This is a genomic window from Caballeronia sp. Lep1P3, from assembly GCF_022879595.1.
Classification (GTDB): Bacteria; Pseudomonadota; Gammaproteobacteria; order Burkholderiales; family Burkholderiaceae; genus Caballeronia.
Window position 1 is genome coordinate 210,066 of the sequence record NZ_CP084268.1, and the last position, 25,270, is coordinate 235,335.

Here is a 25,270-nt window from a genome sequence, read left to right on the forward strand (position 1 = left end):
AGGAAACGTTCATGCAAGACAAACGCAACACGGTGCTTACGGAACGCGTCGCCGCGCGCTGGGTGCGCCTGCATTCCGCGCTCGTGCTGCTGTTCCTGATCGCGCCTATTCTTGCGATCATCCCGCTTTCGTTTAATTCGGGTTCCTACTTTTCGTATCCCATGCAAGGCTTCTCGATGCGCTGGTATCAACAGGCCTTGACGAGCCCCGACTGGCAGCGTGCACTCGTGAACAGCCTCGGCATCGGCGCGGCGTCCACGATCATCGCAACGTGTCTCGGCACGCTCGCCGCGCTCGGGCTCTCGCGTGCGCAGTTTCCGCTGCGCTCGGTCATCATGCCGATCATCATTTCACCGATGATCGTACCTATCGTCGTGGTCGCGGCGGGCTTCTATCTGATCTTCGCGCCGCTCGGCCTCGTCAATTCGTATCCGGGCGTGGTCCTCGCGCATGCGGCGCTCGGCACGCCGTTCGTCGTCATCACCGTGACGGCTTCGCTGCTCTCGTTCGATCAAAGCCTGCTGCGTGCGGCGTCCGGTCTCGGTGCATCGCCGTGGACCGGGTTCAGGCGCGTGACCTTGCCGCTCATCACGCCGGCGGTTGCAACCGGAAGCGTGTTCGCATTCGCAACCTCGTTCGACGAAGTGATCGTCATTCTGTTCATCGGCGGGCCGGAACAGAAGACCGTGCCGCGGCAGATGTGGAGCGGAATACGCGATTCCATCGATCCATCGATTCTCGCCGTCGCGACGATGCTGATCGTGTTCGCCGTGCTGCTCTTCGCGAGCATCAACTGGCTGCGGGCGCGCGCAGCCGCGGCGAGTCAGGCGCTCGTCTAGGCGTTGTTCTACGCGCGGAACGCTTCTTCCGCATAGTCGACGAAGCGTCGCGCGGGCGTCGTCAACGGGTTGCGCCTGAGCCACGCCGCTACGAGGCTCGAACGCGCGACGTCCTCCGCGATTTCCACCGACACCACTTCGTTGCCGTCATACGTGAGCGACGAAGGCGGCCGCGTGACGAGAATCGAGTAGCCGAAGCCTTGCCCTACCATGCCACGCACGAGTTCGAGCGATGGCGAACTGAAAGTCACGCGCGGCGTCAGCCCGAATGGTTTGAATAGATCGACGAAGTAGTCACGGCTCGGCGCAACGTCGAGCAGGATGAGCGGTTCCTGATACACGTCGAAGAGACTGATTCTGGCTTGACCCGCCAATCGATGCGATGCCGGCAACAGCACATAAGGGCTTTGCGGGCGCGTGAGAACGTGCGTTTCGACGCTCGCATCGAGGCCCAGCGGATAGACCATCACGAGATCGAAACGGCCTGCGAAAAGGCCTTGCAGCAGCTCGTCCTGATCGCCGTCGCGCACGCGTATCTCGATGCCCGGGTACACCGCGTTGAACCCGCGAATCAGCGCGGGAAGAAAGAGCGGCGCAAACGTCTCGAAGCAGCCTATGTCCACGCGTCCGGCCGATACATCCGCTTCGGCCAGCGTTTCCTGCTCGAATGCGCGGGCATTGCGCAACAACGCTTGAGCGCGTTCATAAAAGCGCGTGCCGGCAGGCGTAAGCGATATGCCTTGCGCGTGGCCTCTGATGAACAACTGCACGCCGAAGCTCTCTTCGAGCGCCTTGATCGCGGCAGAAATCGACGGCTGCGCAATGAAGAGCCTGCGCGACGCTTCGGCGACGCTTCCGTGATCGACAGTCGCCACGAAATAACGGAGCTGTCGCAGCGTGAACGGTGCCGGCATGCCCGCGCTCCCTGGAAAAGACGTGAACCGATGGTATCAGGCCGATTTTCCACGGGCGTCGGCAACGACATTCATCCGACAAAAGGGAACTCGTCTTCGGGCAAGGGATCGCCCGCTGATAGCCGTTGCGCGAGATGCCGATAAGGCGGCGACGTCTCGCCTCCGCGATCGACGTACACGGCATCGTCGCCGAGCCATCTGAACGACACGACGCGGCGCGAATTCGAAGCCTGCCTGTTTCCAGGTGCGCCATGCACCGTATGAAAGTTGAACGCAATGGCATCGCCGGGCATGAGGTCCCAGCCGAGAATGCGATATTCGTCGCGATTCGCCTCGATATCGGGCATTTCTTCCAGCCCGTTGGTCGCGCGGTCATATGCGACGCCAGTGAACTTGCGCGGCGTGAAGAGCTTGCCCCATCGATGCGATCCGGCGACGAACTCCACGCATGTATCGCGCGGCACCGGATCGAGCGGCACCCACATGCTGACGCTTTGCCGCGCGCTCACACAGTAATAGGGTTCATCGTGATGCCACGGTGTCGCCTTGTCCGCGCCCGGCTCCTTCACGAGCACATGTTCATGGAAGATGCGTGCGCGCTCCGACTGCATCAGTTCGCGTGCGATGCGGGCCGCCGGACTTTCCTCGACGAAGCGTCGAAACGGTTCGATGCGTTGCCAGTTGCAATAGTCGCCGAAGAAGCGCCCCGTCGTCTTTCCGGCGGTGTAGTCGCGAAAGTCCGGCCCCGGCTGAGTGACGTTCATCTCCACGCCCGAGCGCAATGCCGCAATCCAGTCCGTGAATACACCGCGCAATACAGCGGCGCCATCCCGCGCAAACGCTTCCTTCTCTTCTTCCAGCATGACACGCCTCCCTTGTCGACATGGCTAACGTCGCTCAAGAGTCGCACGACATAGGGCTGTGGCAAAGGATGAAAAACCTATAGGCGATAAAGGAAAATGCTTTCCGTAAATCAAGCGGAATTGCGCTGACAGGAAAACAAGCAGGACAATCCGTCTGCGGAAAGACCATTTCACGCCAAAAGAAAGCACTTAGTCGCCACCGCGCCCATCCTTAAGGCATTCGTCAGCAATCGTCGGTACGCTCGATGCTTACCAAGACAAGAAAAACGGATGCCTGGACAATGTCAGCAGTCTACGTCGAGAGCCTGGTCAAGAGCTCCTGGAAGAATCTCACCGCCCACAGATTTCACCGCAAGCACGCAATCGAGGCGCGCAAGATTTTGCGCACCATCGAGAACAAGCACGGCAAGACGGATGCCGCGCAACTGAGACTGGCGGACGCCTACGCGCGCGACGTTCTCGGCGACTTGTGCTATGCGCCCTGGCTGCATGTCTACACGGCGGTCAACGGTGCGTTCAAGGAGGGCTGGATTCCGGACAACTACTATGGGTGGATCGTCGTCCCCAAGATGAAGGGGCTATACGGTCAGATGTCGCATCTCAAGCCGGTTTCGCGACTCATCTTCAATGACGATGCGTTCCCCGATCTCGGCTATTACGTCAACGGTCTTTTCTTTACGGCAGATCACGCCGCCATTCCCGATTCGCAGGTCGAAAGCATGCTGTTCAGCGACACGGACAGAGTCGCGTTCAAGCTCGATCACTCGTCGCAGGGCAAAGGCGTGTTCCTGATGGACCGCAAAGAGTTCTGCGTCAAGCGCATAAGGGAACTTGGCAACGGCGTCGTGCAGCGCTTCATCGTGCAGCATGAGTCGTTCGACCGGTTCGCATCGAAGGCCGTCGCGACTGTGCGCTTCACCACGGTCGTCGACGACGCGGGCCGCATTTCATTGCGCGCCTGCTTCCTGCGGCTCGGACGCGCCGCGGACACGTACATCCGTCCCGATAGCGAAGTCTGCGTGCCCGTCGATCTCCATAGTGGGCGGCTTTATCGGAAGGGCTATCTGAGCGACTGGACCGATACCGAAGCGCATCCGGATTCCAAGGTCCGCTTCGAAGGCGTCGCGCTTCCCGCATTCGATCGATGCGCGCAGAAGGTGCTCGAGCTTCACGCGAAGGTGCCGTTCGCGCGCTGCGTGGGCTGGGATGTCACCGTCGATACGAACGAGAACGTGCTTGTGATGGAGTGGAACGCCGAACATAACGACGTCAAGTTCAGCGAAGCCACACAAGGTCCATGCTTCTCGGACCTGCAATGGGAAAGACTCAATCCTTTCGTACAACACGGCTCGAGAGCGTTGGCGTTGCAACGCGGGGCGCTGTAACGCGCGTCACGCGCCCCGTTGCATTACGCTCGATACCGCTCGCGAATCAGCGCAGACCGCCGCTCGCGACAATGCTTTCGCCGGTCAGCCAGCGCGCATCGTCGGACGCGAGAAACACCGCAACCGATGCGATATCGTCCGGTTGACCGAGGCGGCCGAGCGGCGTCTGCGCGAGCACGCCCGCTTCCATATCCGAGCCGATGATGCCCGAGCTTTGCGTGCCTTCGGTCACGACCATGCCGGGGTTGATCGAATTCACGCGAATCTTTTTCGCGCCGAGCTCGCGTGCAAGCACGCCCGTGATGGCATCCACCGCGCCTTTCGTTCCGCTATAGACCGCGCTTCCCGGCGGCGTGATGCGGCTCACGACCGAACTCACGTTGATGATGCTCGCGCCTTCGCCGAGATGCTTCGCGGCCGCCTGCGTGACGAGCAGAACGCCCAGCACGTTCACGTTGAACTGCTTGTGGAAGTGCTCTTCGGTGATCTCTTCGATCGGCGCGAACTCGTAGACGCCCGAGTTGTTCACGACGATATCGAGCCGGCCATACGTTTCCACCGCCGCATTCACGATGCCTTTCGCATCCGCCGCGCTCGATACATCGCCCGCGACCGCGATGGCCTTGCCATTCGCCGCGGTGATGTCGGCGACGACCGCATCGGCGCCCGCCCTGCTGCTTGCATAGTTGACGACCACTGAAGCGCCTTCTGCGGCGAGCGCCTTGGCGATGGCCGCGCCGATACCCTTCGATGCACCGGTGACGAGGGCCACCTTGCCTGCGAGCTTGCTCATGATCATTTCCTTGAAAGAGAGTCTCAATTCGAACGATGCGAACGATGCGACAGGCGGCTGATCGATACGACCGAACCGCCATGTCCGCAATGTAGACGCGTCATCGTGACCGATAAAGCGGCTGCTAATGAATTGACTGACTGGAAATGACGAACAATGCGGCGTCAGGAAAGCGCGGGGCGTTTCGCGTTATGCGCTTTTCTCCGCAGAAGCGAGGCCATTGAGTTGCGCGAGCACGTCGAACATATGCGGCACGTAGGCGTCGCCGTGCCCGAGGTTTGTCGCGATTACATACATCTGACGAACGGCTTCGGCGATCAAAGCCGTCGAGGAATAGGAAGAAGCAAGCTGACTGTACGAACGCATGTCCTTCGCGGCGTTGCGGATGGCGAATTGCTGGCCGCTGTCGTCGCCTTCGAGCAGATACGGAATGATGCGATCGAACGTCTTGCTATGCGCGCCGCTCAAGCGGCAGACCGCCGCGAATTCATGCAGGTCGAGCTTCGCTTTGGCAGCCGTGCCGAACGCTTCGGCGAGGATCGCGCCGTTCGCCTGCGCGATGAAGTTGTGGATCAGCTTCGCGCGATAACCGGCGCCATGACCGCCGAGATGATGAATCGTCTCCGCATACGCCTGCATGACCGGGCGCACGCGATCGAGCACCGCGGCATCGCCACCGGCGAGGACGTTGAGCCGTCCTTCGCGCGCTTCTTTCGGCGTGCGGTTCACGGGGGCATCGAGAAACGCGGCGCCCTTCTTTGCGAACGCGCTGGCCGCTTCGTCCGCGAAGTCCGCGTCGGCAGTCGTACTGTCGACCACGATCAATCCCTCGCGAGCGCCCGCAAGCAGCCCGTTCTCGCGGAACACCGCGTCACGCACTTGCGCCGTGCCTGTCACGCAGATCAGCACCATATCGACCGAGCGCGCGAGTTCATCTGCATAGCTAACTTCTTTCGCTCCCTGCGCGACGAGCGCTTCGAGCGCCTGTCGGCTTCTGTGTCCCACGACCGAGAGTTCGAAGCCCTTGCTCAACACTTGCGCGGCGATAGCGCTGCCCATCAGTCCCAGCCCGATCATGCCGACGCGCTCGATGCGCCTGGAAGATGCCGTTTCCTTGCTGAGTGTGTCGTTCATGGTCATTAATCTTGAAGTTCAGGAACGCGCGCTTCATGCGCGGTGCGCGCCTGCAGTTGGCTTGCGCGCGGCGTCCATTGAAGATAGCGCGTATCGAGTTCCGCGACACGCTTGCAGCCGAGCAGACCGATGACTCGGTCCACTTCGGTCTTGAGAATCTCGATTGCGCGATCCACGCCCGCGCGACCGCCCGCCGCCAGTCCCCACGACGTCGCGCGGCCCAGCAGCACCGCGTCAGCGCCCAGCGCCATTGCCTTGACGATATCGGAGCCGCGCCGGAAACCGCCATCGAGCATCACGGCGAGGCGCCCGTTCACTTCGCGCACGACGTCGGGAAGCACTTCCATCGCGGAGATCGAGCCGTCGAGTTGACGGCCGCCGTGGTTCGACAGCACGATGCCGTCCGCGCCCACGGACACGGCGCGCACCGCGTCTTCCGGATGAATGAGGCCCTTGACGATGAGACGCCCCGGCCACAGGTCGCGCAGCCAACGGATGTCGTCCCACGAGAGCGACGGATCGAGTTCCTTCGCAAGCGCCGATGCCGCGCCGCGCACGCTGTCCTGTCCGGGCGGGAGAAGATCGCCCAGGTTCGCGAACTTCGGCATGCCGCCCGGCCACAGCACATCCATCATCCAGCGGGGATGCGCGATCACGTCGAGCGTATTGCGCAGATCGAGCTTGAGCGGCCGTGCGTAGTTGCGCAGGTCCCATTCGCGCTTGCCATAGATCGCGCTGTCAGTCGTCACGACGAGCGCTTCGACTTGCGCGTGCTTCGCACGCTCAGCCAGTTTCGCGACGAAATCGCGCGTGCGGTACATGTAGACCTGCATCCACACGCGGCCGCCCGCGCTTTGAACCACACGCTCGAGCGCAACAGTCGATGCATTGCTGAGGATGTACGGAATGCCCGCTGCCGCAGCCGCACTCGCGAGCGCGATGTCGCCCTCCCGCGAGAGCAGGCCGCTAAAGCCGGTCGGTCCGATCATGAAGGGCGCCGCGCTCTTGCGCCCGAAGAGGTCGATGCCGATGTCGCGCTTCGATACATCGACGAGCGAACGCGGCCTGAACGCGATATCGGCGAAGACATCGCGATTGCGGTGCAGCGTGCTTTCTTCTTCCGCACCCCCCTCGACGTATTCGAAACAGAAGTTCGGTATGCGCCGCCGCGCCATCGCCCGAAGCTCCTCGATGCTATGCGCGCGGCGCGGATCGTTACCCGTATAAAGACGACGTTGCACTTCACTTCTCCAGCTGTTGTTCCTTGCGGGCGTGCGCTCGCGCCGTCATACCGGCAGCTTCTTCTGATAGTTGATGGCGAGGACCGACAGCACCTGGAAAGCCGCGACGCCGACGAAGAACATCAACGCGAGGAAATACGAACCCGTCGTCTGCACGATATAGCCGATGAAGATCGGCACGAAGATGCCCGCGATATTGCCGACGAAGTTCATGATGCCGTTGAGCGTGCCGGTGCGTGCGCGCGTCGCGAGCATGGCAGGCGTCGCCCAGTTGCAGCCGCCGTTCCAGCGCAGGAAGAACAATGCGACGCACAGGAGCGCGACGACCATGATCGGCGCCTTGGCGAATGCGACGCCGAACATCGCGAGCGCCACGGCCACGGCGCCGATGATCATCATCGTGCGATACACGACGTTCGCGCCCGTGCCCTTCGCCTTCCACTTGTCGGCCAGTTGACCGCCCAGCACTTCGCCCACGAATCCGAAGAAGAAGATGATGAACGTTGCACCGCCGAGCGACTTGAGATCGAAGCCGTGGACCTTGTAGAGGTACGTCGGCAGCCACGTCATCAGGCCGAAGAAAATCAGGTTCGTGCAGGTATGACTAAGACACATACCCCACACCGAACGATACGTGAAGAAGCGCAACAGCGAACCGCCCGCTGCGACCTTCGGCTCGTTCGCGTCTTCTTCCGCATGCGCGCGCTCGATGTAAGCGATCTCTTCCTCGTTGATCGACGGATGTTCGCGCGGCGTATTGCGGATATACCACCACGCCCAGATGCCGCAGAGAATCGTACCGACGCCCGCAACGACGAACGCCGCGCGCCACGATCCGAGCACTGCCATCAACGTGGCGACGACGACCGCGCCGACGCCCGATCCGAGCGCACAGCCGCCATCGAGGAGCGCTGCTCCGCGCGTCTTTTCGTTCTGCGTGAGCCACAGTGCATTGAGCTTGCCGCCGCCCGGATAGATCGGCGCTTCCGTCACACCGAGACCGAGGCGCGTCAGCAGAAGCAGCATCCAGCCGCTGCTCAACGCGCCGAGCGCCTGGAAGAAGCCCCAGCCGACCGTTGCAATGGCGATCAGCGCACGCGGCTTGAGCCGGTCGGCGAGCATGCCCGAAGGCACCTGCATGAACAGATAGGTCCAGAAAAACGAGCTCAGAATGAGGCCCTGACGCTCGGGCGTGAGACTGAATTCCTGCGAGATCGCCGGCATTGCGACGGACAACGCGGCACGGTCGATATAGTTGATGGATACGAGCGTCAGCAGCAGAAGGAATATCTTCCACCGGACGTTGGTCATTCGCATTGTCTGCACACTGGACACATTCATTGTCCGGGTCTCCTGTAAAGTCTTTTATTAAATCGGGCGGGGCTTAGCGGCCCCAGCGCAATACGAGCGGATCGAGCCTGCGCGCGACTTCGAGCAAACCTTCGCGCGTCTTCGGATGCACCGGCGCGAACGGATGACGCACCGCGTCGGAGCGAATCACGCCGCCTTCCTTCATCAGGATCTTGCAAGCAGCGAGTCCGCACTGGCGGTTTTCGTAATTGATGAGCGGAAGCCACTGCTGATACATGAGCGCAGCCTGTTCCTTGTCGCCGCTCATGTAGGCATCGACGATCTTGCGGATGCCGTCGGGATAACCGCCGCCCGTCATCGAGCCGGTCGCGCCTGCTTCGAGGTCCGGCATCAGCGTGATCGCTTCTTCGCCATCCCACGGACCGACGACGCTATCGCCACCGAGTTCGATCAGTTCGCGCAGCTTCGATGCCGCTTGCGCCGTCTCGATCTTGAAGTACGCGACGTTCTCGATCTCGCGCGCCATGCGTGCGAGGAACGGCGCGGACAGCGACGTGCCGGCGACAGGCGCGTCCTGAATCATGATCGGAATGCCGATCGCATCCGACACCTTGCCGTAGAATTCGTGAATGCCCTTCTCCGTCACGCGGATGGTCGCGCCGTGATACGGCGGCATGATCATCACCATCGCGGCGCCCGCGTCCTGCGCGGCGCGGCTGCGGCGCGCGCAGACGTCGGAGCTGAAGTGCGTCGTCGTCACGATGACGGGCACGCGTCCCGCCACATGATCGAGCGCCACGCGCATCACGCTGTCGCGCTCTTCGTCGGAAAGTGCGAACTGCTCGGAGAAATTCGCGAGAATGCAAAGGCCGTTCGAGCCTGCATCGATCATGAAGTCGATGCAGCGCTTCTGGCCTTCGAGGTCGAGCTGCCCGCTCTCGTCGAAGATGGTCGGGACGACAGGGAATACGCCGCGATAACGTTGAGTATTCGACATAGTTAGTACTACCAGATGTGTGAGTTGATGATGCGTCGGCGACGACGCTCGCAGTGCTCAGGTGATCGCGCCGATCTGCCAGGGCACGAATTCGTTCTGACCGTATCCGTGAATTTCGCTGCGCGTGCGCTTGCCGGATGCCGCATCGAGCATGAGCTGAAAGAGTTCGGCGCCCATCTGCTCGATGCTGCGATGGCCGCTCAGGATCGGGCCGCAGTTGAGATCCATGTCTTCCTGCTGGCGGTTCCAGAGCGCATCGTTGGTTGCGATCTTGAGCGACGGCGACGGCGCGCAGCCGTATGCGGATCCGCGTCCGGTCGTGAAGCAGATGAGATTGGCGCCGCCGGCCACTTGTCCGGTCGCGGAGATCGGGTCGTAGCCGGGCGTATCCATGAAGACGAGACCCTTCGCATCGACACGCTGCGCGTATTCGTACACTTCGACGAGATTCGTATTGCCCGCTTTCGCGATGCCGCCAAGCGATTTTTCGAGAACCGTCGTCAAGCCGCCAGCCTTGTTTCCCGCAGAGGGATTGTTGTTCATCGCCGCGCGGCTGCGGGCGCAATAGTCTTCCCACCAGTGAATGCGCGCGACGAGTTTCTCGCCCACTTCGCGGCTGACCGCGCGACGCGTCAGCAGATGTTCCGCACCGTAAATCTCGGGTGTTTCGGAAAGAATTGCTGTGCCGCCATTCGCGACGAGCAGATCGACGGCCGCGCCAAGCGCCGGATTCGCCGAGATGCCGGAATAGCCATCGGAGCCGCCGCATTGCAGTCCGACGATCAGATGCGAGGCCGGCACGGGTTGGCGCTCCACTCGATTCGCGGCGGCCAGCATGCCCTTCAAGACTTCGATGCCATGCGCGACCGTCTTCGCGGTGCCGCCCGTTTCCTGAATGCTGAACGTCTGCAGGAACGGCGCTTCGGTGAGGCCCTGCGTCTCCATGATGCGGCTGATCTGATTCGTCTCGCAGCCGAGGCCGATCACGAGCACGCCTGCGAAGTTCGCATGCGCCGCATAGCCGCCGAGCGTTCGTTGCAGCAGCGCGAGACCTTCGCCTTCGGGATCGACCGCGCAGCCTGCGCCGTGCGTCAGTGCAACGACGCCGTCGACGTTCGGATAGGGCGCGAGGCTCGCCGGATTGGTATCGCGGCGAAAGTGGTCCGCAATCGCGCGGGCCACCGTCGCCGAGCAGTTCACCGAGGTCAGAATGCCGATGTAATTGCGCGTCGCGACGCGGCCATCGGCACGCACGATGCCGTCGAACGTGGCGGCTGTCTTCGCGTATTCGGTTGCGCGTGAGCCCGCGCAATAAGCGTAATCGCGGTCGAACTCGCCCATCGCGATGTTATGCGTATGAACATGTTCTCCAGCGGCGATCGCGCGGCTCGCAAAGCCGATGATCTGTCCATAGCGCCTGACCGCTTCGCCCTCTGCAATTGCGCGCGTCGCGATCTTGTGACCCGGCGGAATGAGTCCCGAAACGGTGATGCCTTCGTCGCGCAGCAATGCGCCGCCTACGAGCTGTTCTCGCGCGATGACGACATCGTCGTCGCGATGAAGGCGAATAACGGGGGAACGTGAACCGCCTTCTTCGAGGCGGCCATCGATATGCTGGCTTGCGTTCTGCATGTTGTGAACCCGGAACCGGGTCTCTGATGTTGTCTCCGATGCCGACTATACGGTTGCCGCATACGGCATGTATATTGAAATGTTTCCATCCCCCGATCACTTTTCCTACTTGCTCACCACGCACCGATGAACACGGTCCAGATGCTGTTGTCGAGACTTAGAATGAAGCAGCTGCAATTGCTGATCGCACTCGACGAACACAAGTCGCTGCACAAGGCGGCCGCCGTGCTGGCCATCACGCAATCCGCTGCGAGCAAGGCGCTGCACGAACTGGAGACGATGTTCGACACCGCGCTCTTCGAACGCGCGCCAAGCGGGATGATCCCGAATCAGTATGGACATCGCGTGATTCAATACGCGCGTCTTCTCACGACCGATCTCACGCTGCTCTGTCAGGACATTTCGGAAATACAGTCGGGGCGCGGCGGTCGTCTCGCCATCGGCGCGATCATGGGCGCGATACCCGCGGTCGTAGTGCCCGCGCTCGAAGCGCTGCATGCGGATCAACCGCACGTGTCCGTCGAAATTGTCGAGGACACGAGCGCGCGCATGCTGCTGCAACTCGACGAAGGCAATCTGGATCTCGTCATCGGCCGGTCGGCGGTGAGCGCGCAACCTTCGAAGTATCGATACTGGAAGCTCGCGGACGAACCGCTGTCGGTGGTCGTCGGGTGCCGGCATTCGACGAAATCGCGCGGCCACATGGAGATGCGCGATCTTGCGCATTGCCGCTGGGTCACGTACCCGAGCCAGATGCCGCTGCGCGAGCTGCTGGAGCGTGAGATGGACCTTGCCGGCCTCGACATGCCCGCCAATACCATTTCGACCGCATCGACGTTCGTCACCGTCGCGCTGCTCAATCAGAGCAAGGACCTCGTTTCGGTGCTGCCCACCGATATCGCCGAACTGTTCGCGCAGCACAAGATGCTGCGCATTTTGCCGGTCAGCCTGCGCTCGCCGTCGCAGACATACGGCATCGTGACGCGCAAGACCGGCGTGCTCTCGCCGATGGCCGAGCGCTTCATCGCGTTGCTCACGAAGCGAACGCGCGTGTGAAACGCGGCTTGCGGCTTCGCCCTGGTCTGCGGTTTGCTCGGTTGACCTCCGAAGCAACCGCAGATAAGGAGCCATCGCCGTGACGCCTTCCGAAACCGCCATACTCGTCCGACGCGAAGACCCCTGGTCACTGGACGCGCGAGCGCTTCTCGACGAACTCAGCGCCATGCTGGCCATATTCTCGGGCGATGGCGGGCAGTCCCGCTTCTGCCTGGAAGACGTCTGTTCCGCGCGAGGCGGGTTCCTCGTCGCGCGCACGGCACAGGGATTCGCGCTCGGATGTGGTGCATTCAGGCGCTTCGATTACGGCGTGGCGGAAATCAAGCGCCTCTATAGCCGACCCGACACATGTGGCGTCGGCAAGGCCATTCTCACGCAACTGGAAGCCGACGCCGCCGCGGTCGGCTATCACACGCTGCTTCTCGAAACGCGCGTCTTCAATCGCCGGGCCATTGCGTTCTATCAGCGCAACGGCTTCAGGCCGACCGGACGATACGGCATCTACGCGAATCAGCCGGATGCGAGCTGCTTTGCAAAGACCATCGCCGTGAGAACGGAATAGCGCGGTTCGCCCGCGAGCGTTCGCGGGTGAACCGCGCTTGGCGCAAGTCACATCAGACGAGATTCAACGTCACGTCGATGTTCCCGCGCGTGGCCTTCGAATACGGACACGTTTGATGCGCGCTCTCGACGATCGAGCGCGCGACATCCTTGTCCACGCCAGGCAAGCTCACGTTCAGACGCGCGGCAAGCAGATACGCATCGCCGTTCATGCCGAGGTCCACTTCCGCGTCCACGGCGACGTCGGGCGGCAAGCTCACCTTCAGCTTGCGCGCGGCCAGTCCCATTGCACCGATGAAACACGCCGACCATCCGGCAGCGAACAGTTGTTCCGGATTGGTGCCCTTCCCCGCGCTGCCGGGCGACGAGAGCTGGATGTCGAGGCGGCCATCCGAACTTTGCGCGGCGCCGTCGCGCCCGCCGGAGGTATGGGTCTTCGCGGTGTAGAGCACTTTATCGATGGTGGACATGATGAAGCTCCTTTGGAAATGAAGGGCCGACTATTCCATCGCATGCGATGTAGTCGGATGCGAGCATAGTGCATCTGTCTTTCCGCATTGTCAATCGCTTTCGATTAAATCGCATGCGATCTATTTATGCGGATGCAGTCGCATCCGCGCGTCGCGGCATCATGCCGCTTCTTCGACGGACCGGATGAGGTTGTCGCGCAGCACCGCAATCGCCTTCTTCACTTTCGCGAACTCCGCCGGCTTCAGCCCGGTTTTCGCGACGAGGTCCATTTTGCAGCCCTTTTCACGCACCCGACGGCCTTCCCTGGTCAGGCTCACTCGCACTTGCCGCTCGTCGGCGGGATCGCGCTGCCGTTGCACATAGCCCATGCCTTCGAGTTTCTTGAGAATGGGCGTGAGCGTGTTCGATTCGAGGAAAAGCTTCTCGCCGAGACTGCCGACGGTCTGATCGTCTTCCTCCCATAACGCGATGATGGTGATGTACTGCGTGTACGTCAGCCCGAGTTCTTCGAGAATGGGCTTGTAAGCCTTGCCGAAGGCGAGATTCGCGGAATACACCGCGAAACAGAGAAAGTCCGACAACAACGGTGCGGACGGTAACGGTTCAGCCGATTTCATATGTGTTCTCCAGCACAGCCCTTCGATTCACGCATTATAGATCGCGCGCGATGAAATCGTTTGCGCTCGACGCAGCGTCAATTCCTAGCGTCAATTCCCTTAGAAAAGCCCGGTATTTATTCATCGGCGTGAGCTTCCGTGATACCGTACGCGGGCTTTTCTCTAACGGGAAAAGCGCGTTCTCGGGGCGGGGTGCGATTCCCCACCGGCGGTAATCGTTCGCTGAAGCGGACGTAGCCCGCGAGCGCTCGTGCCACGCTCTTCGCAAGAGTGCGCGGCCGAGGTCAGCAGACCCGGTTGGATTCCGGGGCCGACGGTATAGTCCGGATGAAAGAGAACAGGACGGCCACGCGCCGCGCGCCCGCTTTTGCCGTGCGCGAAGGCGCGTGGCCGTCCTTCGCCCTGTTCACACAAAACAGGCTGAAGTCCATGAACTCATCTAATCGCATCGAATCACAAGCGGTCTGCGCGGCAAGCTCGCATCGTCCTCGCATTGCGTTCGTCCAGGCTTGCTGGCATCGCGATATCGTCGACCAGTGCAAGACGTCGTTCCTCGAAGCCATCGGGCCATACGGCTACACGCGCGACGATATCGATCTCTTCGAAGTCGCCGGCGCATTCGAAATCCCGCTGCATGCCAAGCGCCTTGCGCAAAGCGGGCGTTACGCGGGCATCGTCGCGGCGGGGCTGGTCGTCGATGGCGGCATCTATCGGCACGAGTTCGTCGCGCAGGCGGTCATCAACGGGCTGATGCAAGTGCAGCTCGAAACGGGCACGCCGATCTTCTCAGCCGTGCTGACGCCGCATCATTTCCATCATGGCGAAGAGCACGTCGGCTTCTTCCGCGAGCATTTCCTCGTCAAGGGCAAGGAAGCCGCGCATGCGTGCGCGGACACCATCGGCAAGCTGAGCGCATTGCCGGTTGTATAAGCGGTGCGGCAAAGTCACGGGCCGCAAGCCCGTGACCGCCGCTCACGGCTCATGACATGAACATGCCGCCGTCGACGTTGACCGTCTGGCCGGTAATGTAAGCGGCATCGTCGGAAGCGAGGAACGTGACGAGTCCCGCGACATCGCCGCCATTGCCCGCGCGCTTCATCGGAATGTTGGCGACCCATTCGGCCATTAGTTCGCCGGGCTTGTAGTCGCCGAGCAGCTTGCCCCACGCCTCGTCGTTATACGACCACATATCCGTCGTGATGATGCCGGGACAAAACGCATTGACGGTGATGCCCGTCGGCGCCAGCTCTTTCGCAAGACTCTGCGTGATGCCGAGCACGCCGAACTTGCTCGCTGCATAGTGCGGCGTATAGACGAAGCCCTGACGCGCCTGACCCGATGCCGTATTGATGAGCCTGCCGCTCTTGCCCGCGCGCAGCATGCGCGTGGCCGCTTCCTGACAGCACAGGAACACGCCTTTCGTGTTCACGGCCATCACCTTGTCCCATTCGCTTTCCGTGAGTTCCGGCAGCTTCGCAATGGTGATGACGCCCGCGTTCTGCACCGAGACATCCACTTCGCCGAGCTTGGCCGCCACTTCGTCATAGAGCGCAACGACCTGGCGCTTGTCGGTCACGTCCATCTCGACAGAGAGCGCATCGAAGCCCGCATCGCGCAACTTCGCGGCTGCATCGTGGACGCTCTTTTCGTTCGCCGTGACGCAGACCTTCGCGCCCTCTTGCGCGAACCGTTCCGCTACGGCGAGTCCGATACCGCGACTGCCGCCCGTCACGACGACGACCTTGTTCTCGAACCGCTTTGCTTCGTAAGCCACGTTGCCTTCTCCCTTGCATCGAAAGTTTCAGAGACGCTCGATCCAGCGCAGCCATTGCGCATGGTTGGCCGCGGCCGCTTCGACGCCGCTACCCGGCTCGACGCGCCGCGCGATGACGCGCTTGGCGTGATACGCATCGAGCGATGCGATGAGTCCCGCCTTGTACGCGGCGAGCGCCGCCGCGCCCGATGCCGAGATCTCGCTCAACGCGAGCGTGCTCACTGGGCGATCGAGCGTATCGGACAGATATTGCAGAAGAAACGGACGCTGCACGAGACCGCCGTCGAGATACAGTTCGCGCAGCCGCACGCCGGCCGCCTGTTCCATGACGGTGATGACGTCCTTGATCTGATAGACGATGGATTCATACGCCGCGCGCGCGACATGCTGCCAGGACTTCGAGAAGTCAAGCCCGACGATCTGCGCGCCGCCCGGATACTTCCAGTGCGGACAGCCGATGCCCGAGAACGCGGGAATCAGAAACACGCCGCCGTTGTCGTAGTCGACGAATGCCTGCTCCGCTTGCGCGAAGTCGTCGAAAAGGCGCAGCTTGTCCTTGAGAAACGCGGGCGTCGATCCCGCGCTGATGACGATGCCTTCCAGCGCATAGTCGACGCGTTCGTCGGTAGCGAAGCACAGCGTCGAGACGAGACCGTGCGCCGGCTCCTGCGCGCTCGCGCCGACGTTCATCATGATGGACGATCCCGTGCCCATCGTCGCCTTGGCCACGCCCGGTTGCAGGCATCCTTCGCCGACGGCGGCCGCGTGCGAGTCGCCGATCATCGAGAGTATCGGAATCGCGCGGTCGAGCAGGCCGTCGAAGTCGGTTGTGCCGAAGTCGGATGCGGACGGCATCGGCTCAGGCAATCGCAGCCCTTGCAAGCCGAACGTCTCGATCAACTCGCGATCCCATTGAAGCGCCGCGAGATTGAAGAGCATCGTGCGCGATGCGTTGGTGTAATCGGTTCGATACGCCGCGCCCTTCGTGAGCCGATAAAGCAGCCAGCTATCCACCGTGCCGAAATAGGCATCGCCTGCCGCGATGGCCGCGCGCGCGCGCTCGTCGTTCTCGTTGAGCCAGACGAGCTTCGTGCCGGAGAAGTACGGGTCGATCAAAAGCCCCGTTCTCTCTGCGATGACAGGCGCGAGACCATCGGCCTTGAATCGCTCGCAGATGCCGAGCGAGCGCTGACACTGCCACGAAACAGCAGGCACGACAGGCTCGCCTTGCGCATTCCACACGACGACCGTTTCGCGTTGATTGGAAATGCCCACGCCCGCGATGCCGCTGCGATCGCCCTGAAATTGATCGAGGCACGCGCGGACCGCGTGCAACACCGAGTCATAAAGCGCGTTCGCATCCTGCTCGACAAAACCGCTACGCGGATGCGTGCATGCCACCGCCGCGAAGCCACGCGCATGCACGTGCCCTTCGCTATCGAAGAGCAATGCCTTCGTTCCGCTCGTACCCTGATCGATCGCCAGAATGGTGTTCATATGTAAACCCTTGTTCTGCGCATCAGGCGGTGAGGGAAACCATGCGCGATTGCAGACGCTGCTGCAACTGATCGATCACCACGGCAAAGATGATGACGAGTCCCTTGATGACCATCTGCCAGAAGTCGCTGATGCCGCACATCACCATGCCATCGCCGAGAATGCTGATGACGCATGCGCCCACGACCGAGCCGAACACGGTGCCGCGCCCGCCCATCAGCGCGGTGCCGCCGAGCACCACTGCCGCGATTGCGTTGAGTTCGTAGGTCTGTCCCGTCAACGGATGCGCCGTCTGCAATTGCGCGGTGATGACGAGACCGACGATCGCCGCGCAGAAGCCCGAGAACATATAGACGAAGAGCTTCACGCGATTCGTGCGAATGCCCGAGAAGCGCGCGGCCTGTTCGTTGCCGCCGATCGCATAGATGCGTCGTCCGAGCGGCGTCTTGCGCGCGATGAAGATGGTGATGACGGCGAGCACGAGCATGATCCAGACGGGCATGGAAAGCCCGAGTATCGTGCCGTTGCCGATGAATTCGAAGCCTGTATTGCCGAGCGCCGGATTGCCTTCGAGGTCCGCGAACGTGCTGCCGTTGTTGACCAGCAGCGCCGCGCCGCGCACCACGTACAGCATGCCGAGCGTCGCGATGAAAGGCGCGACGTTGAGCATCGTGATGAGATAGCCGTTCACCGCGCCGATCAGCGCGCCCAGCAAACACGCGATGATCGTCACGCCGAGCGGATTGAAGAACACGATGTGATGACCGATCTTCACGCCTTCGAGCAGCAGATAACCCGCCGCCATGCCGCTGATGCCGACAATGGACCCGACCGACAAGTCGATCCCGCCCGTCAGTATCACGAGCGTCATGCCGATGGAAAGAATCGCGACCACGGTCACATGCTTGGCCATGATGAGCATGTTGCTCGTCGAAAGAAAGTTCTCTGTCGCAAGCGAAAAGACGATGATGATCGCAAAGAGCGCGATGAAAATCCGCAGCTTGAGCAGGTTCACCGCGACGCGCGAAGCGACATAGGCGCTGTGCCGGTTGTGTTTCGCATGCACCGGATGCACCGGCGGATTGCTGCTGTTGGGCGTGTTCATGGTTTCGATCTCGGTTTCTCTTTCAGACCACGGCGGTCGCGGGCGTCGAGGCGCGCACGATGCGTTCGCTGTCGAATTCGTTGCGGTCGATCATGGCGGTGAGCTTGCCGCTCGCCATCACGAAGACGCGGTTGGAGACGGCCATTGCCTCGTCGAGTTCGGACGTCGCATAGATGACCGCGATGCCCGATTGTGCGAGCAGGCTGATCGTCTTGTAGACGTCTTCCTTCGCGCCCACGTCGATGCCGCGCGTCGGCTCGTCCATCAGCAACACTTTGGGCTTCGTGAGCAGCGCCTTGCCGATGACCACTTTCTGCATGTTGCCGCCCGAGAGCGACGTGATGGGCGCATCGACAGACGACGCCTTGATCGCGAGGCGCTTGACGATATCGCTCGCGGCATCGACCTGTTTGTCGCGCGCAAGCGAGCCTGAGAAGCGGCGCGTGAACTTGCCGAGGCTCGACAAGGTCATGTTTTCCAGAATGGACATGAGTTGCACCATGCCCTGTTTCTGCCGGTCTTCCGGCACGAGCGCGATGCCCGCTTCGATGCGCTTCGGTATCGGCATGTCTTCGATGGCCTTGCCCGCAAGCTCGATCTCGCCGAGCGCGAGCGGCTGCGCCCCGAGCAGCGATTCGAGCAGTTCCGTGCGGCCCGCGCCCATCAATCCATAGATGCCGACGACTTCGCCCGCGCGCACGGAGAACGACACATGATCCACCGCATAGATGCCGTTCGAGCGCTTGAGCGCGAGGTCTTTCACCTTCAGCACTTCATTGCCGATCGCGTGTTGCTCGAACGCAAAGCGCTTTTTGGATGAGCCGACCATCGCTTCGATGATCCACGGGATGTCGATGTTCGCGATGTCGTCTTCCGCCACGAGACGGCCATTGCGCAAGACCGTGATGCAGTCGCCGATCGCCATGATCTCTTCGAGACGATGCGAGATGTAGATCACGGTCACGCCTTCTTCCTTCAGCTGGCCGATGATTTTGAAGAGAATCTCCACTTCCGTTTTCGAAAGCGCGGACGTCGGCTCGTCCATGATAAGCACCTTGATGTGCTTGGACAGCGCCTTCGCGATTTCGACGAGCTGTTGCTGCCCGACGTACAGATCGCCGAGGCGCGTGCGCGGATCGATTGGGATGCGCAGGCGGTCGAGCAGCACCTTCGCCTGATGATTCTCCATCTTCGAGCGAATCACGCCGGAACTCGTGAGTTCGTTGCCGGCGAAGATGTTCTCCGCCACCGTCATGTCTGGAAAGAGATTCAATTCCTGAAAGATGATGCCGATGCCGTGATGCTCCGCGCTGCGCACATCGGTGATATGCGCGAGCCGATCGTCGATCCATATCTCGCCGGATGTCGCGGTTTCCGCGCCCGCGAGCAGCTTCATCAACGTGGACTTGCCCGCGCCGTTCTCGCCGATGAGCACGTTCACCTTGCCGCGACGCACCTTGTAATTGACATCGACGAGCGCGGCCGTGCCGGGATACTGCTTGCTGAGCGCGCGCGTCTCGATCACGTTCACCGGATTCTGCGTGCGCGCTTCTCTCGGAGATTCGTTCATTTCCAGGCCACCGGTATCGCGCGAATCTCGCCTGTCGGCTCGCTCCAACTGCTGTAGACGGCGGCCACGTCCACGCTCTCGCCGACCTTGAGCTCGAGCGACTGCTGCACGCGGTTCACAACGAGCTTGTTCAATTCCTGGCCGAACGCGGCGAAGCGTGTCTGGTCGTCAAAATCACTGTACTTGACGCCGGGAAAGCCGTCGCGCACGCCCGTTCCGATCACGACAGGCCCCGTTTCGAGCACCACGTGCACGGGTTCGCCGCCTGAGGACGGCGCGACATCCACATACGCCTTGCCGACGCGCGATGTCGTGTCCACGCGCGTCACCTTGCCCTGCACGCGCAGCCAGAAGTTGCACGGAAACGCGGTGCTCTGACGAAAGCCGTATTGCTTGCATGCGGTGTCGAAGTTCGCGTTGAGCGCGTCGATGACCTGCGCCGCGGGCTTCGCGTTCTTGTCGGCATACGGAATGAGCTGATCGCTCAGCATCTTCGCAGCGTCCGGGCCTTTATGCTGGCCCTGGCTGCGTATCGCGGCGAGTTCGGTGTCGCTGACGACATGACACGCGGCGAGACTGCCGATACCGGCGATGCCGAGCGCAACGAGCGCGCAGCGGGCGGCGTTCTTTGGATGAACCATGACGACCTCACATGACAAGCCATGCGGACGCGGCGTCGACAGTGCGCGCCGCGTCCGCCGAACTTCGATACGCGTTACTTGCTGTAGTAGAAGTCCTTGACCTTGGACGCATTGTCCTTCGTGATCAGAATGCCGCGGAAAAGCTGCCGTTCCTGCTCGCCGGTCTTGCCGGTGTTGATGTACTTGTCGAGCAGATCGACGCCGTGAATCGCGATGCCCTGCGCCTGCAGCATCACCGTCGCCTTCAGCTTGCCCGCGAGAATCGAGTCGCGCTCGTCGTTGCTGCCGTCGATGCCCATCACGACGACATCCTTGCGTCCCGCCGATTCCAGCGATGCGATCGCGCCGAGCGCAACCGGGCCATTGCCGCAGATGACGCCCTTGATCTTCGAATGCTCCTGCAGGATCGAGTCCATCGCCTGCTTGCCGGGCAGCAGCGCGCCCTTCGCATCCTGACGCGCGACCATCTTGAGATCCGGATACTGATCCAGCACCTGATGGAACGCCTGCGAGCGCGTCACGCAGTTCTTGTCCGCGAGATTGCACGTCAGCTCGACGTATTCGCCTTTCTCGCCGATGGCCTCGACGAAGCGTTGCGCGACTTCCGTACCCGCTTGCAGATTGTTGTGGCTCAACTGCGCAATCGCGATGCCGTCCTTCGGAATCTCGCGGTTGATGAGCACGACAGGCACTTTCTTGTCCGCCGCCGTGCGCACGGTCGCGACGCTCGCGTTGGAATCCGCGTTATCCAGAATGATGCCCTTCACGCCCTTGCCGATGACGAGGTTGACGAGTTCGTTCTGCTTGTTCACGTCCTCGCCATGCGAGAGGACGATCGTGTCGTAGCCGAGCTTCTTCGCTTCGCTCTCGGCGCCCTTCGCTTCGGCTGCGTAATACGGGTTGTCGAGCGCGTTCACGAGAATCGCGATGGTGCCCTTGCCCGCGGCATTGGCGCTTGCCGGCACGCCGGCGGCGAACGAAACGGCGACCGCTGCCGCGACTGCAATCTTCTTCCACATGATGTTGTCTCCGGTTGATTTGTCTTCTTCGGGCGATGCAAGCTCAGGCAATCGTGTAACCGCCGTCGATCATGATGTCGGCGCCGGTGATCATGTCCGCGCCGTTCGACAGCAGGAACAGGATCGCGGCGGCGATTTCATCGGTATAGGCGAAGCGTCCCACGGGAATCAGCTTCTTCATGTTCTCGCCCTTCTCGCCTTCCCACGCGGCCGCGCCCATCGGCGTCAGCACGACGGTCGGCGATACCGTGTTCACCGTGATGCCGCGCGGCGCCCATTCCTTCGCGAGCACTTTGGTCATGCCGATGAGACCCGCCTTGGCCGATGTATAGGCGCAATGCTGGTCGATCGCGACGGTCGCCGCCTGCGACGCGATGTTCACGATCTTGCCGCCATGCCCGCTCGCCAGCACGATGCGCGCGAAGTGCTTCGAGCACAGGAACGGCCCTGTGAGATTGACGCCGATCTGCCGCTGCCATTCGTCATAGCCGATGTTTTCGGCGGGCGTGAGCGTGATGCAGCCCGCGGCATTCACCAATAAATTCAGGTCGCCGAAATAGGTGTGCGCGGCTCTGATTGCGCGCTCGACATCGTCTTCGTTCGCGACATCGCAGGCAAAGGCCTTTGCGTTGTCCGCGCCGAGCTCGTCGATGGCCGCCTGCACGCGCGGCTCCTCGAAACTCGGATACAGAATCGCGACGCGCGCGCCCTTCGCGATCAGCGCGGCGTTCGTCGCCATCGCGATGCCGCCGAGACCGCCCGTCACGACCGCGACCTTGCCGTCGAGACGAAAGTCGAAGTCGACGCCGTGGCGCAGCGACATGTCGTACTGAGTGCCCATCTGTGTCTCCGTTATCTCGTAGTCGTCGGCGCGCGTTTCAGTTCGCGCACTGCGCGCGGATCGCATCGGCGATACCGGCTGCATCGATGCCGTAATGGCGGCGAATGCCCTTGCGCGTGCCGTACTTCGCGAACTCGCCCTCGGTGATGCCGAGCATCTTCAGCGGCCGCGCGATCTGGCGGCGCGCCATCAGCACGGCGAGCGTCGCGCCGATGCCGCCGTGCAGCGAATGCTCTTCCACGGTGACGACCGCATCGTGCCGTTCGACGATCGCGGCAAGCGCGTCCTGATCGAGAGGTCTGAGCGACGACAGGTTTACGAGCGTCGGTGCAATGCCGCTTTCCTTCTGCACGGTCTCGCAGGCATCGAGCGCCTCGCCGACAACGGACCCGAGCGCGATCACCGCCACGCGCGAGCCGTCGATCAGCACGTCCGGGCGGCCCGGCGCGAAGCGGTACGACGCGTCATGCACGACAGGGAACTTCGCGTTGTCGAGGCGGATATACACGGGACCGTCGAACGACGCGGCATAGTCGATCATCTGCGCGGTTTCGATCTCGTCGCACGGTGCGAAAATCTGCACGTTGCCGAAGCCGCTCATGATCGAGATGTCGTCGATGGCATGATGCGTCGAGGCAAGCGGGCCATACGCGACGCCCGCATTCAGGCCGAGCATCTTCACGTTGGTCGCGCTGTAGCAGACGTCGTTTTTGACCTGCTCGTTCGCGCGCCCGACCAGAAACGGCGCGGCGTTCGCCGTGAAGACGATATGGCCGCCGAGCGCGAGGCCCGCCGCCATGCCGACCATGTTCTGTTCCGCGATGCCGACGTTGATGACGCGCTCGGGATAGTCCTTCATGAACGGGCCAATCTTCGAGGTCGATGTGGAATCGGCCACCATCACGATGATGTCCTGCCCCGCCGCCGTCAGCCGGCCAATTGCGCTCACCGCGCCGTCCCGCAAGTCAGCGTAGTCACGCATGGTCCAGCTCCTTGAGCGCCTGCTCGAGTTGATCTTCGTCGGGGAATTTGTGGTGCCAGGCCGGGACGTTCTCCATGAACGACACGCCGCGTCCCTTGATGGTGTGCGCGATCACGACCTTGGGCTTTCTGTTGTCGTAGTCGAGACTTTCCAATAGTTTCCAAACGGAGTCGGCCTGGTTTCCGTTCACGTCGTGAACTTCGAAACCGAAAGCGCGGAACTTTTCGTCGAGCGGATCGAGATCCATGATGTTGTGCGTGAAGTCCGCGAGCTGGAGGCGATTGCGGTCCACGATCACGACGAGATTCGACAACTCGAAGTGCGCCGCGGCCATCGCCGCTTCCCAGTTGGAACCTTCTTCGAGTTCGCCGTCGCCGGTCAGCACGAACACGCGCCCGGTCCGGCCTTCGTGCTGCGCGGCGTGGCGCTGCTTCGCCATCGCGAGGCCCGCGGCGATGGGCAGGCCGTGACCGAGTCCGCCCGTATTCACCGCGACCCACGTCGGCAGCTTCTGGCGCACCGGATGCCCCGGCAGACGCGAATCGTCCTTCAGATACGTCAGCAGTTCCTCGTCTTGCAGCCAGCCGAGTTCCGCGAAGCAGGCGTAGAGACCGCCGACGCCATGCCCCTTGCTCAGGATGAATTCGTCATGCCAGCGCACGCTGCGGTCCGCGTCGATGTCATAACGCAGCACATGAAAATACAGCGCCGCGAGGATGTCCGCCTCCGACATGTCGCCGCCCGTATGCCCGCTTTTGGCCGTGGCGTTCATCACGCAGATCTTCTTGCGAATCTCTTGCGCCCGGCGGTGAAGCGCGTCGCCGGACTGCTTGAAGGGGTTTTCCATTCCTGCTCCCAGACTTCCCGTTTGCGTTGAAGCAAGTTTCTTTTGATTTCTTTCGAAAGTCAAAAGGAAATAAACGGAAAGAGGGAAAACCCCTAAAAGGAACGCCGATGGGTTTCGAATGAGGCAAAATACGGCCTCGGGGCGGCGCGGGCCAGCGCATGCGCAGGATGGGCGGAATGGATCAACGAACCAGAACAGAGAAAATCTTCGAACGCGTGCGCGTCGCGAAGCTCGTCAAGCTCTCGGAGTTGTCGAGCGAATTCGGCGTTTCCATGCCGACGATTCGCAAGGACATCGACGAATTGCAGCGTCTCGGGCGCGTGGAGCGCGTGCACGGCAACGTGCGCCTGAGGGCCGAGCGGCCCGAGCCCGCGCGCCGCGCCTATGAAACGCCCGCGTTGCCGACGAGCGAGGAGAAGGCGCTGATCGGCGCGAAGGCGGCGAGCCTCATCGAAAACGGGGATTCGGTGATTCTGGATTGCGGCGCGACCGCTACGGAACTCGCGAAGAACCTGCTGGACCGCCAGAATCTGCGCATCGTGACCAACGCGCTGAATATCGCGATATTGCTCGGCGCGGAGCCGACGAACCGCGTGATGCTCACCGGCGGCATTTTCAAGCCGGAGACGATCGCGGTGTCGGGCGAGAAAGCATCGACGTTTTTCGAGGGCATGTTCGTCGACAAGCTCTTTCTCGCGGCGGGCGGCGTGTCGATGGAATCGGGCATCTCGTACCCGGACTTCATCGACCTGCATGTAAAGCGCGCGATGATCGACGCCGCCAAAACGGTCTATCTGCTTGCGGACTCCAAGAAGTTCGGCAAGCGCGAGTTCGCGGCGTTCGGCGCGATGGACCGCATCGACTATCTCGTCACCGATCACGGCCTCGGCGACGCGTTCGTCCGCTGGCTCGACGGCAACGGCACGAACATCATCTACGCGTGATCGCGGCGTTGAGCGGATGCGCGCTCGTTCGCCGCATCCGACGGCGGCGCGAGTTCCATCAGCCGCGCGAGCACCGGCCAGCGCTCGACCGCCACGCGATACTCGCTCTGCTCCTGTCCGTCGAAATAACGCGCGGCGTCGAGGCCGTCCACTTTCTGCGCGAGCGCGGCCACGTCGTTCGCGGCGCGCGCTTCTTTCTGTCGATTCGGCATCGCGGTCACTCCTCCTGTTCGCCG

26 protein-coding genes and 1 riboswitch are annotated in these 25,270 nt (G+C 62.0%); of the genes, 6 read left to right on the plus strand and 20 right to left on the minus strand.

Translation table 11 applies throughout. From position 1 onward, the window contains the following. The first annotated feature begins 11 nt into the window (after nt 1-11). Nucleotides 12-839 (plus strand): ABC transporter permease, encoded by an 828-nt coding sequence (locus tag LDZ27_RS25240; protein ID WP_244818421.1) that lies wholly within the window; start codon nt 12-14, stop codon nt 837-839. 8 nt (nt 840-847) lie between these two features. Here the strand turns inward: LDZ27_RS25240 and LDZ27_RS25245 are convergent, their stop codons facing one another. Both LDZ27_RS25245 and LDZ27_RS25250 read right to left on the minus strand, forming a co-directional pair. Continuing rightward, nucleotides 848-1,753 carry a LysR substrate-binding domain-containing protein gene (locus LDZ27_RS25245; RefSeq protein WP_244818422.1) on the minus strand — a complete coding sequence of 302 codons (906 nt, stop codon included), beginning with the start codon at nt 1,751-1,753 and terminating at the stop codon, nt 848-850. A 71-nt stretch (nt 1,754-1,824) separates the two neighbouring features. Beyond that, on the minus strand, nt 1,825-2,616 hold the full coding sequence (locus tag LDZ27_RS25250) for a phytanoyl-CoA dioxygenase family protein (protein ID WP_244818423.1): 792 nt from the start codon (nt 2,614-2,616) through the stop codon (nt 1,825-1,827). Nucleotides 2,617-2,897: 281 nt separating this feature from the next. Here LDZ27_RS25250 and LDZ27_RS25255 point away from each other — a divergent pair, with 281 nt between their 5' ends. Beyond that, complete coding sequence (locus LDZ27_RS25255) at nt 2,898-4,001, plus strand: sugar-transfer associated ATP-grasp domain-containing protein (protein ID WP_244818424.1); 1,104 nt, start codon at nt 2,898-2,900, stop codon at nt 3,999-4,001. A 46-nt stretch (nt 4,002-4,047) separates the two neighbouring features. Here the strand turns inward: LDZ27_RS25255 and LDZ27_RS25260 are convergent, their stop codons facing one another. The 6 genes from LDZ27_RS25260 to LDZ27_RS25285 form a co-directional block, all read right to left on the minus strand. Next, nucleotides 4,048-4,794, minus strand: coding sequence for a glucose 1-dehydrogenase (locus LDZ27_RS25260; protein ID WP_244818425.1), 747 nt, complete (start codon nt 4,792-4,794; stop codon nt 4,048-4,050). Nucleotides 4,795-4,983: 189 nt separating this feature from the next. Further along, entirely contained in the window at nt 4,984-5,928 is a 945-nt protein-coding gene (locus tag LDZ27_RS25265; RefSeq protein WP_244818426.1) for an NAD(P)-dependent oxidoreductase, read from the minus strand. A gap of 5 nt (nt 5,929-5,933) precedes the next feature. Beyond that, on the minus strand, nt 5,934-7,169 hold the full coding sequence (locus tag LDZ27_RS25270; RefSeq protein ID WP_244818427.1) for an alpha-hydroxy acid oxidase: 1,236 nt from the start codon (nt 7,167-7,169) through the stop codon (nt 5,934-5,936). 45 nt (nt 7,170-7,214) lie between these two features. After that, nucleotides 7,215-8,480 carry an MFS transporter gene (locus tag LDZ27_RS25275; RefSeq protein WP_244818428.1) on the minus strand — a complete coding sequence of 422 codons (1,266 nt, stop codon included), beginning with the start codon at nt 8,478-8,480 and terminating at the stop codon, nt 7,215-7,217. 73 nt (nt 8,481-8,553) lie between these two features. Then, nucleotides 8,554-9,477 (minus strand): dihydrodipicolinate synthase family protein, encoded by a 924-nt coding sequence (locus LDZ27_RS25280; RefSeq protein ID WP_244818429.1) that lies wholly within the window; start codon nt 9,475-9,477, stop codon nt 8,554-8,556. Between the two features lie 57 nt (nt 9,478-9,534). Then, the gene (locus tag LDZ27_RS25285; RefSeq protein ID WP_244818430.1) at nt 9,535-11,109 is read right to left on the minus strand and encodes a UxaA family hydrolase; all 1,575 of its coding nucleotides are present in this window, start codon (nt 11,107-11,109) and stop codon (nt 9,535-9,537) included. 162 nt (nt 11,110-11,271) lie between these two features. Here LDZ27_RS25285 and LDZ27_RS25290 point away from each other — a divergent pair, with 162 nt between their 5' ends. Together LDZ27_RS25290 and LDZ27_RS25295 are read left to right on the plus strand one after the other, a co-directional pair. After that, nucleotides 11,272-12,165 carry a LysR family transcriptional regulator gene (locus tag LDZ27_RS25290; RefSeq protein ID WP_244818431.1) on the plus strand — a complete coding sequence of 298 codons (894 nt, stop codon included), beginning with the start codon at nt 11,272-11,274 and terminating at the stop codon, nt 12,163-12,165. A 79-nt stretch (nt 12,166-12,244) separates the two neighbouring features. Next, complete coding sequence (locus LDZ27_RS25295; protein WP_244818432.1) at nt 12,245-12,727, plus strand: GNAT family N-acetyltransferase; 483 nt, start codon at nt 12,245-12,247, stop codon at nt 12,725-12,727. A gap of 52 nt (nt 12,728-12,779) precedes the next feature. Here LDZ27_RS25295 and LDZ27_RS25300 read toward each other — a convergent pair whose 3' ends face one another. Further along, a complete protein-coding gene (locus LDZ27_RS25300) occupies nt 12,780-13,196 on the minus strand; it encodes an organic hydroperoxide resistance protein (RefSeq protein ID WP_244818433.1) in 417 nt (138 codons plus the stop codon). 159 nt (nt 13,197-13,355) lie between these two features. Continuing rightward, nucleotides 13,356-13,814, minus strand: coding sequence for a MarR family winged helix-turn-helix transcriptional regulator (locus tag LDZ27_RS25305; protein WP_244818434.1), 459 nt, complete (start codon nt 13,812-13,814; stop codon nt 13,356-13,358). Between the two features lie 174 nt (nt 13,815-13,988). Beyond that, nucleotides 13,989-14,157: riboswitch (FMN riboswitch) on the plus strand. Between the two features lie 86 nt (nt 14,158-14,243). Here LDZ27_RS25305 and LDZ27_RS25310 point away from each other — a divergent pair. Further along, nucleotides 14,244-14,744, plus strand: a complete 501-nt coding sequence (locus tag LDZ27_RS25310) for a 6,7-dimethyl-8-ribityllumazine synthase (protein WP_244818435.1) — start codon at nt 14,244-14,246, stop codon at nt 14,742-14,744. 49 nt (nt 14,745-14,793) lie between these two features. Here LDZ27_RS25310 and LDZ27_RS25315 read toward each other — a convergent pair whose 3' ends face one another. The 9 genes from LDZ27_RS25315 to LDZ27_RS25355 form a co-directional block, all read right to left on the minus strand. Further along, nucleotides 14,794-15,588, minus strand: a complete 795-nt coding sequence (locus LDZ27_RS25315; RefSeq protein WP_244818436.1) for an SDR family oxidoreductase — start codon at nt 15,586-15,588, stop codon at nt 14,794-14,796. 27 nt (nt 15,589-15,615) lie between these two features. Next, nucleotides 15,616-17,085 (minus strand): FGGY family carbohydrate kinase, encoded by a 1,470-nt coding sequence (locus tag LDZ27_RS25320; protein ID WP_244818437.1) that lies wholly within the window; start codon nt 17,083-17,085, stop codon nt 15,616-15,618. 22 nt (nt 17,086-17,107) lie between these two features. Next, on the minus strand, nt 17,108-18,190 hold the full coding sequence (locus LDZ27_RS25325) for an ABC transporter permease (RefSeq protein ID WP_244818438.1): 1,083 nt from the start codon (nt 18,188-18,190) through the stop codon (nt 17,108-17,110). Between the two features lie 22 nt (nt 18,191-18,212). Then, a complete protein-coding gene (locus tag LDZ27_RS25330) occupies nt 18,213-19,760 on the minus strand; it encodes a sugar ABC transporter ATP-binding protein (RefSeq protein ID WP_244818439.1) in 1,548 nt (515 codons plus the stop codon). Continuing rightward, entirely contained in the window at nt 19,757-20,401 is a 645-nt protein-coding gene (locus tag LDZ27_RS25335) for a DUF2291 family protein (protein WP_244818440.1), read from the minus strand. The genes LDZ27_RS25330 and LDZ27_RS25335 overlap by 4 nt, the downstream gene beginning before the upstream one ends. A gap of 74 nt (nt 20,402-20,475) precedes the next feature. Further along, nucleotides 20,476-21,420: a D-ribose ABC transporter substrate-binding protein gene (locus tag LDZ27_RS25340; protein WP_244818441.1), complete on the minus strand. Its 945-nt coding sequence runs from the start codon at nt 21,418-21,420 to the stop codon at nt 20,476-20,478. A gap of 43 nt (nt 21,421-21,463) precedes the next feature. Next, on the minus strand, nt 21,464-22,261 hold the full coding sequence (locus tag LDZ27_RS25345; protein ID WP_244818442.1) for a GolD/DthD family dehydrogenase: 798 nt from the start codon (nt 22,259-22,261) through the stop codon (nt 21,464-21,466). A 37-nt stretch (nt 22,262-22,298) separates the two neighbouring features. Then, on the minus strand, nt 22,299-23,243 hold the full coding sequence (locus LDZ27_RS25350; RefSeq protein WP_244818443.1) for a transketolase family protein: 945 nt from the start codon (nt 23,241-23,243) through the stop codon (nt 22,299-22,301). Next, the gene (locus LDZ27_RS25355) at nt 23,236-24,090 is read right to left on the minus strand and encodes a transketolase (RefSeq protein WP_244818444.1); all 855 of its coding nucleotides are present in this window, start codon (nt 24,088-24,090) and stop codon (nt 23,236-23,238) included. The genes LDZ27_RS25350 and LDZ27_RS25355 overlap by 8 nt, the downstream gene beginning before the upstream one ends. Nucleotides 24,091-24,266: 176 nt before the next feature. Between LDZ27_RS25355 and LDZ27_RS25360 the strand changes: the two genes are divergently transcribed. After that, nucleotides 24,267-25,034: a DeoR/GlpR family DNA-binding transcription regulator gene (locus tag LDZ27_RS25360; protein ID WP_244818445.1), complete on the plus strand. Its 768-nt coding sequence runs from the start codon at nt 24,267-24,269 to the stop codon at nt 25,032-25,034. On the opposite strand, the gene bcsR is transcribed toward LDZ27_RS25360, so the two are convergent. Further along, the gene (gene bcsR / locus LDZ27_RS25365) at nt 25,025-25,246 is read right to left on the minus strand and encodes a BcsR/BcsP family cellulose biosynthesis protein (RefSeq protein ID WP_244818038.1); all 222 of its coding nucleotides are present in this window, start codon (nt 25,244-25,246) and stop codon (nt 25,025-25,027) included. The genes LDZ27_RS25360 and bcsR overlap by 10 nt on opposite strands. Nucleotides 25,247-25,270 lie beyond the last annotated feature (24 nt).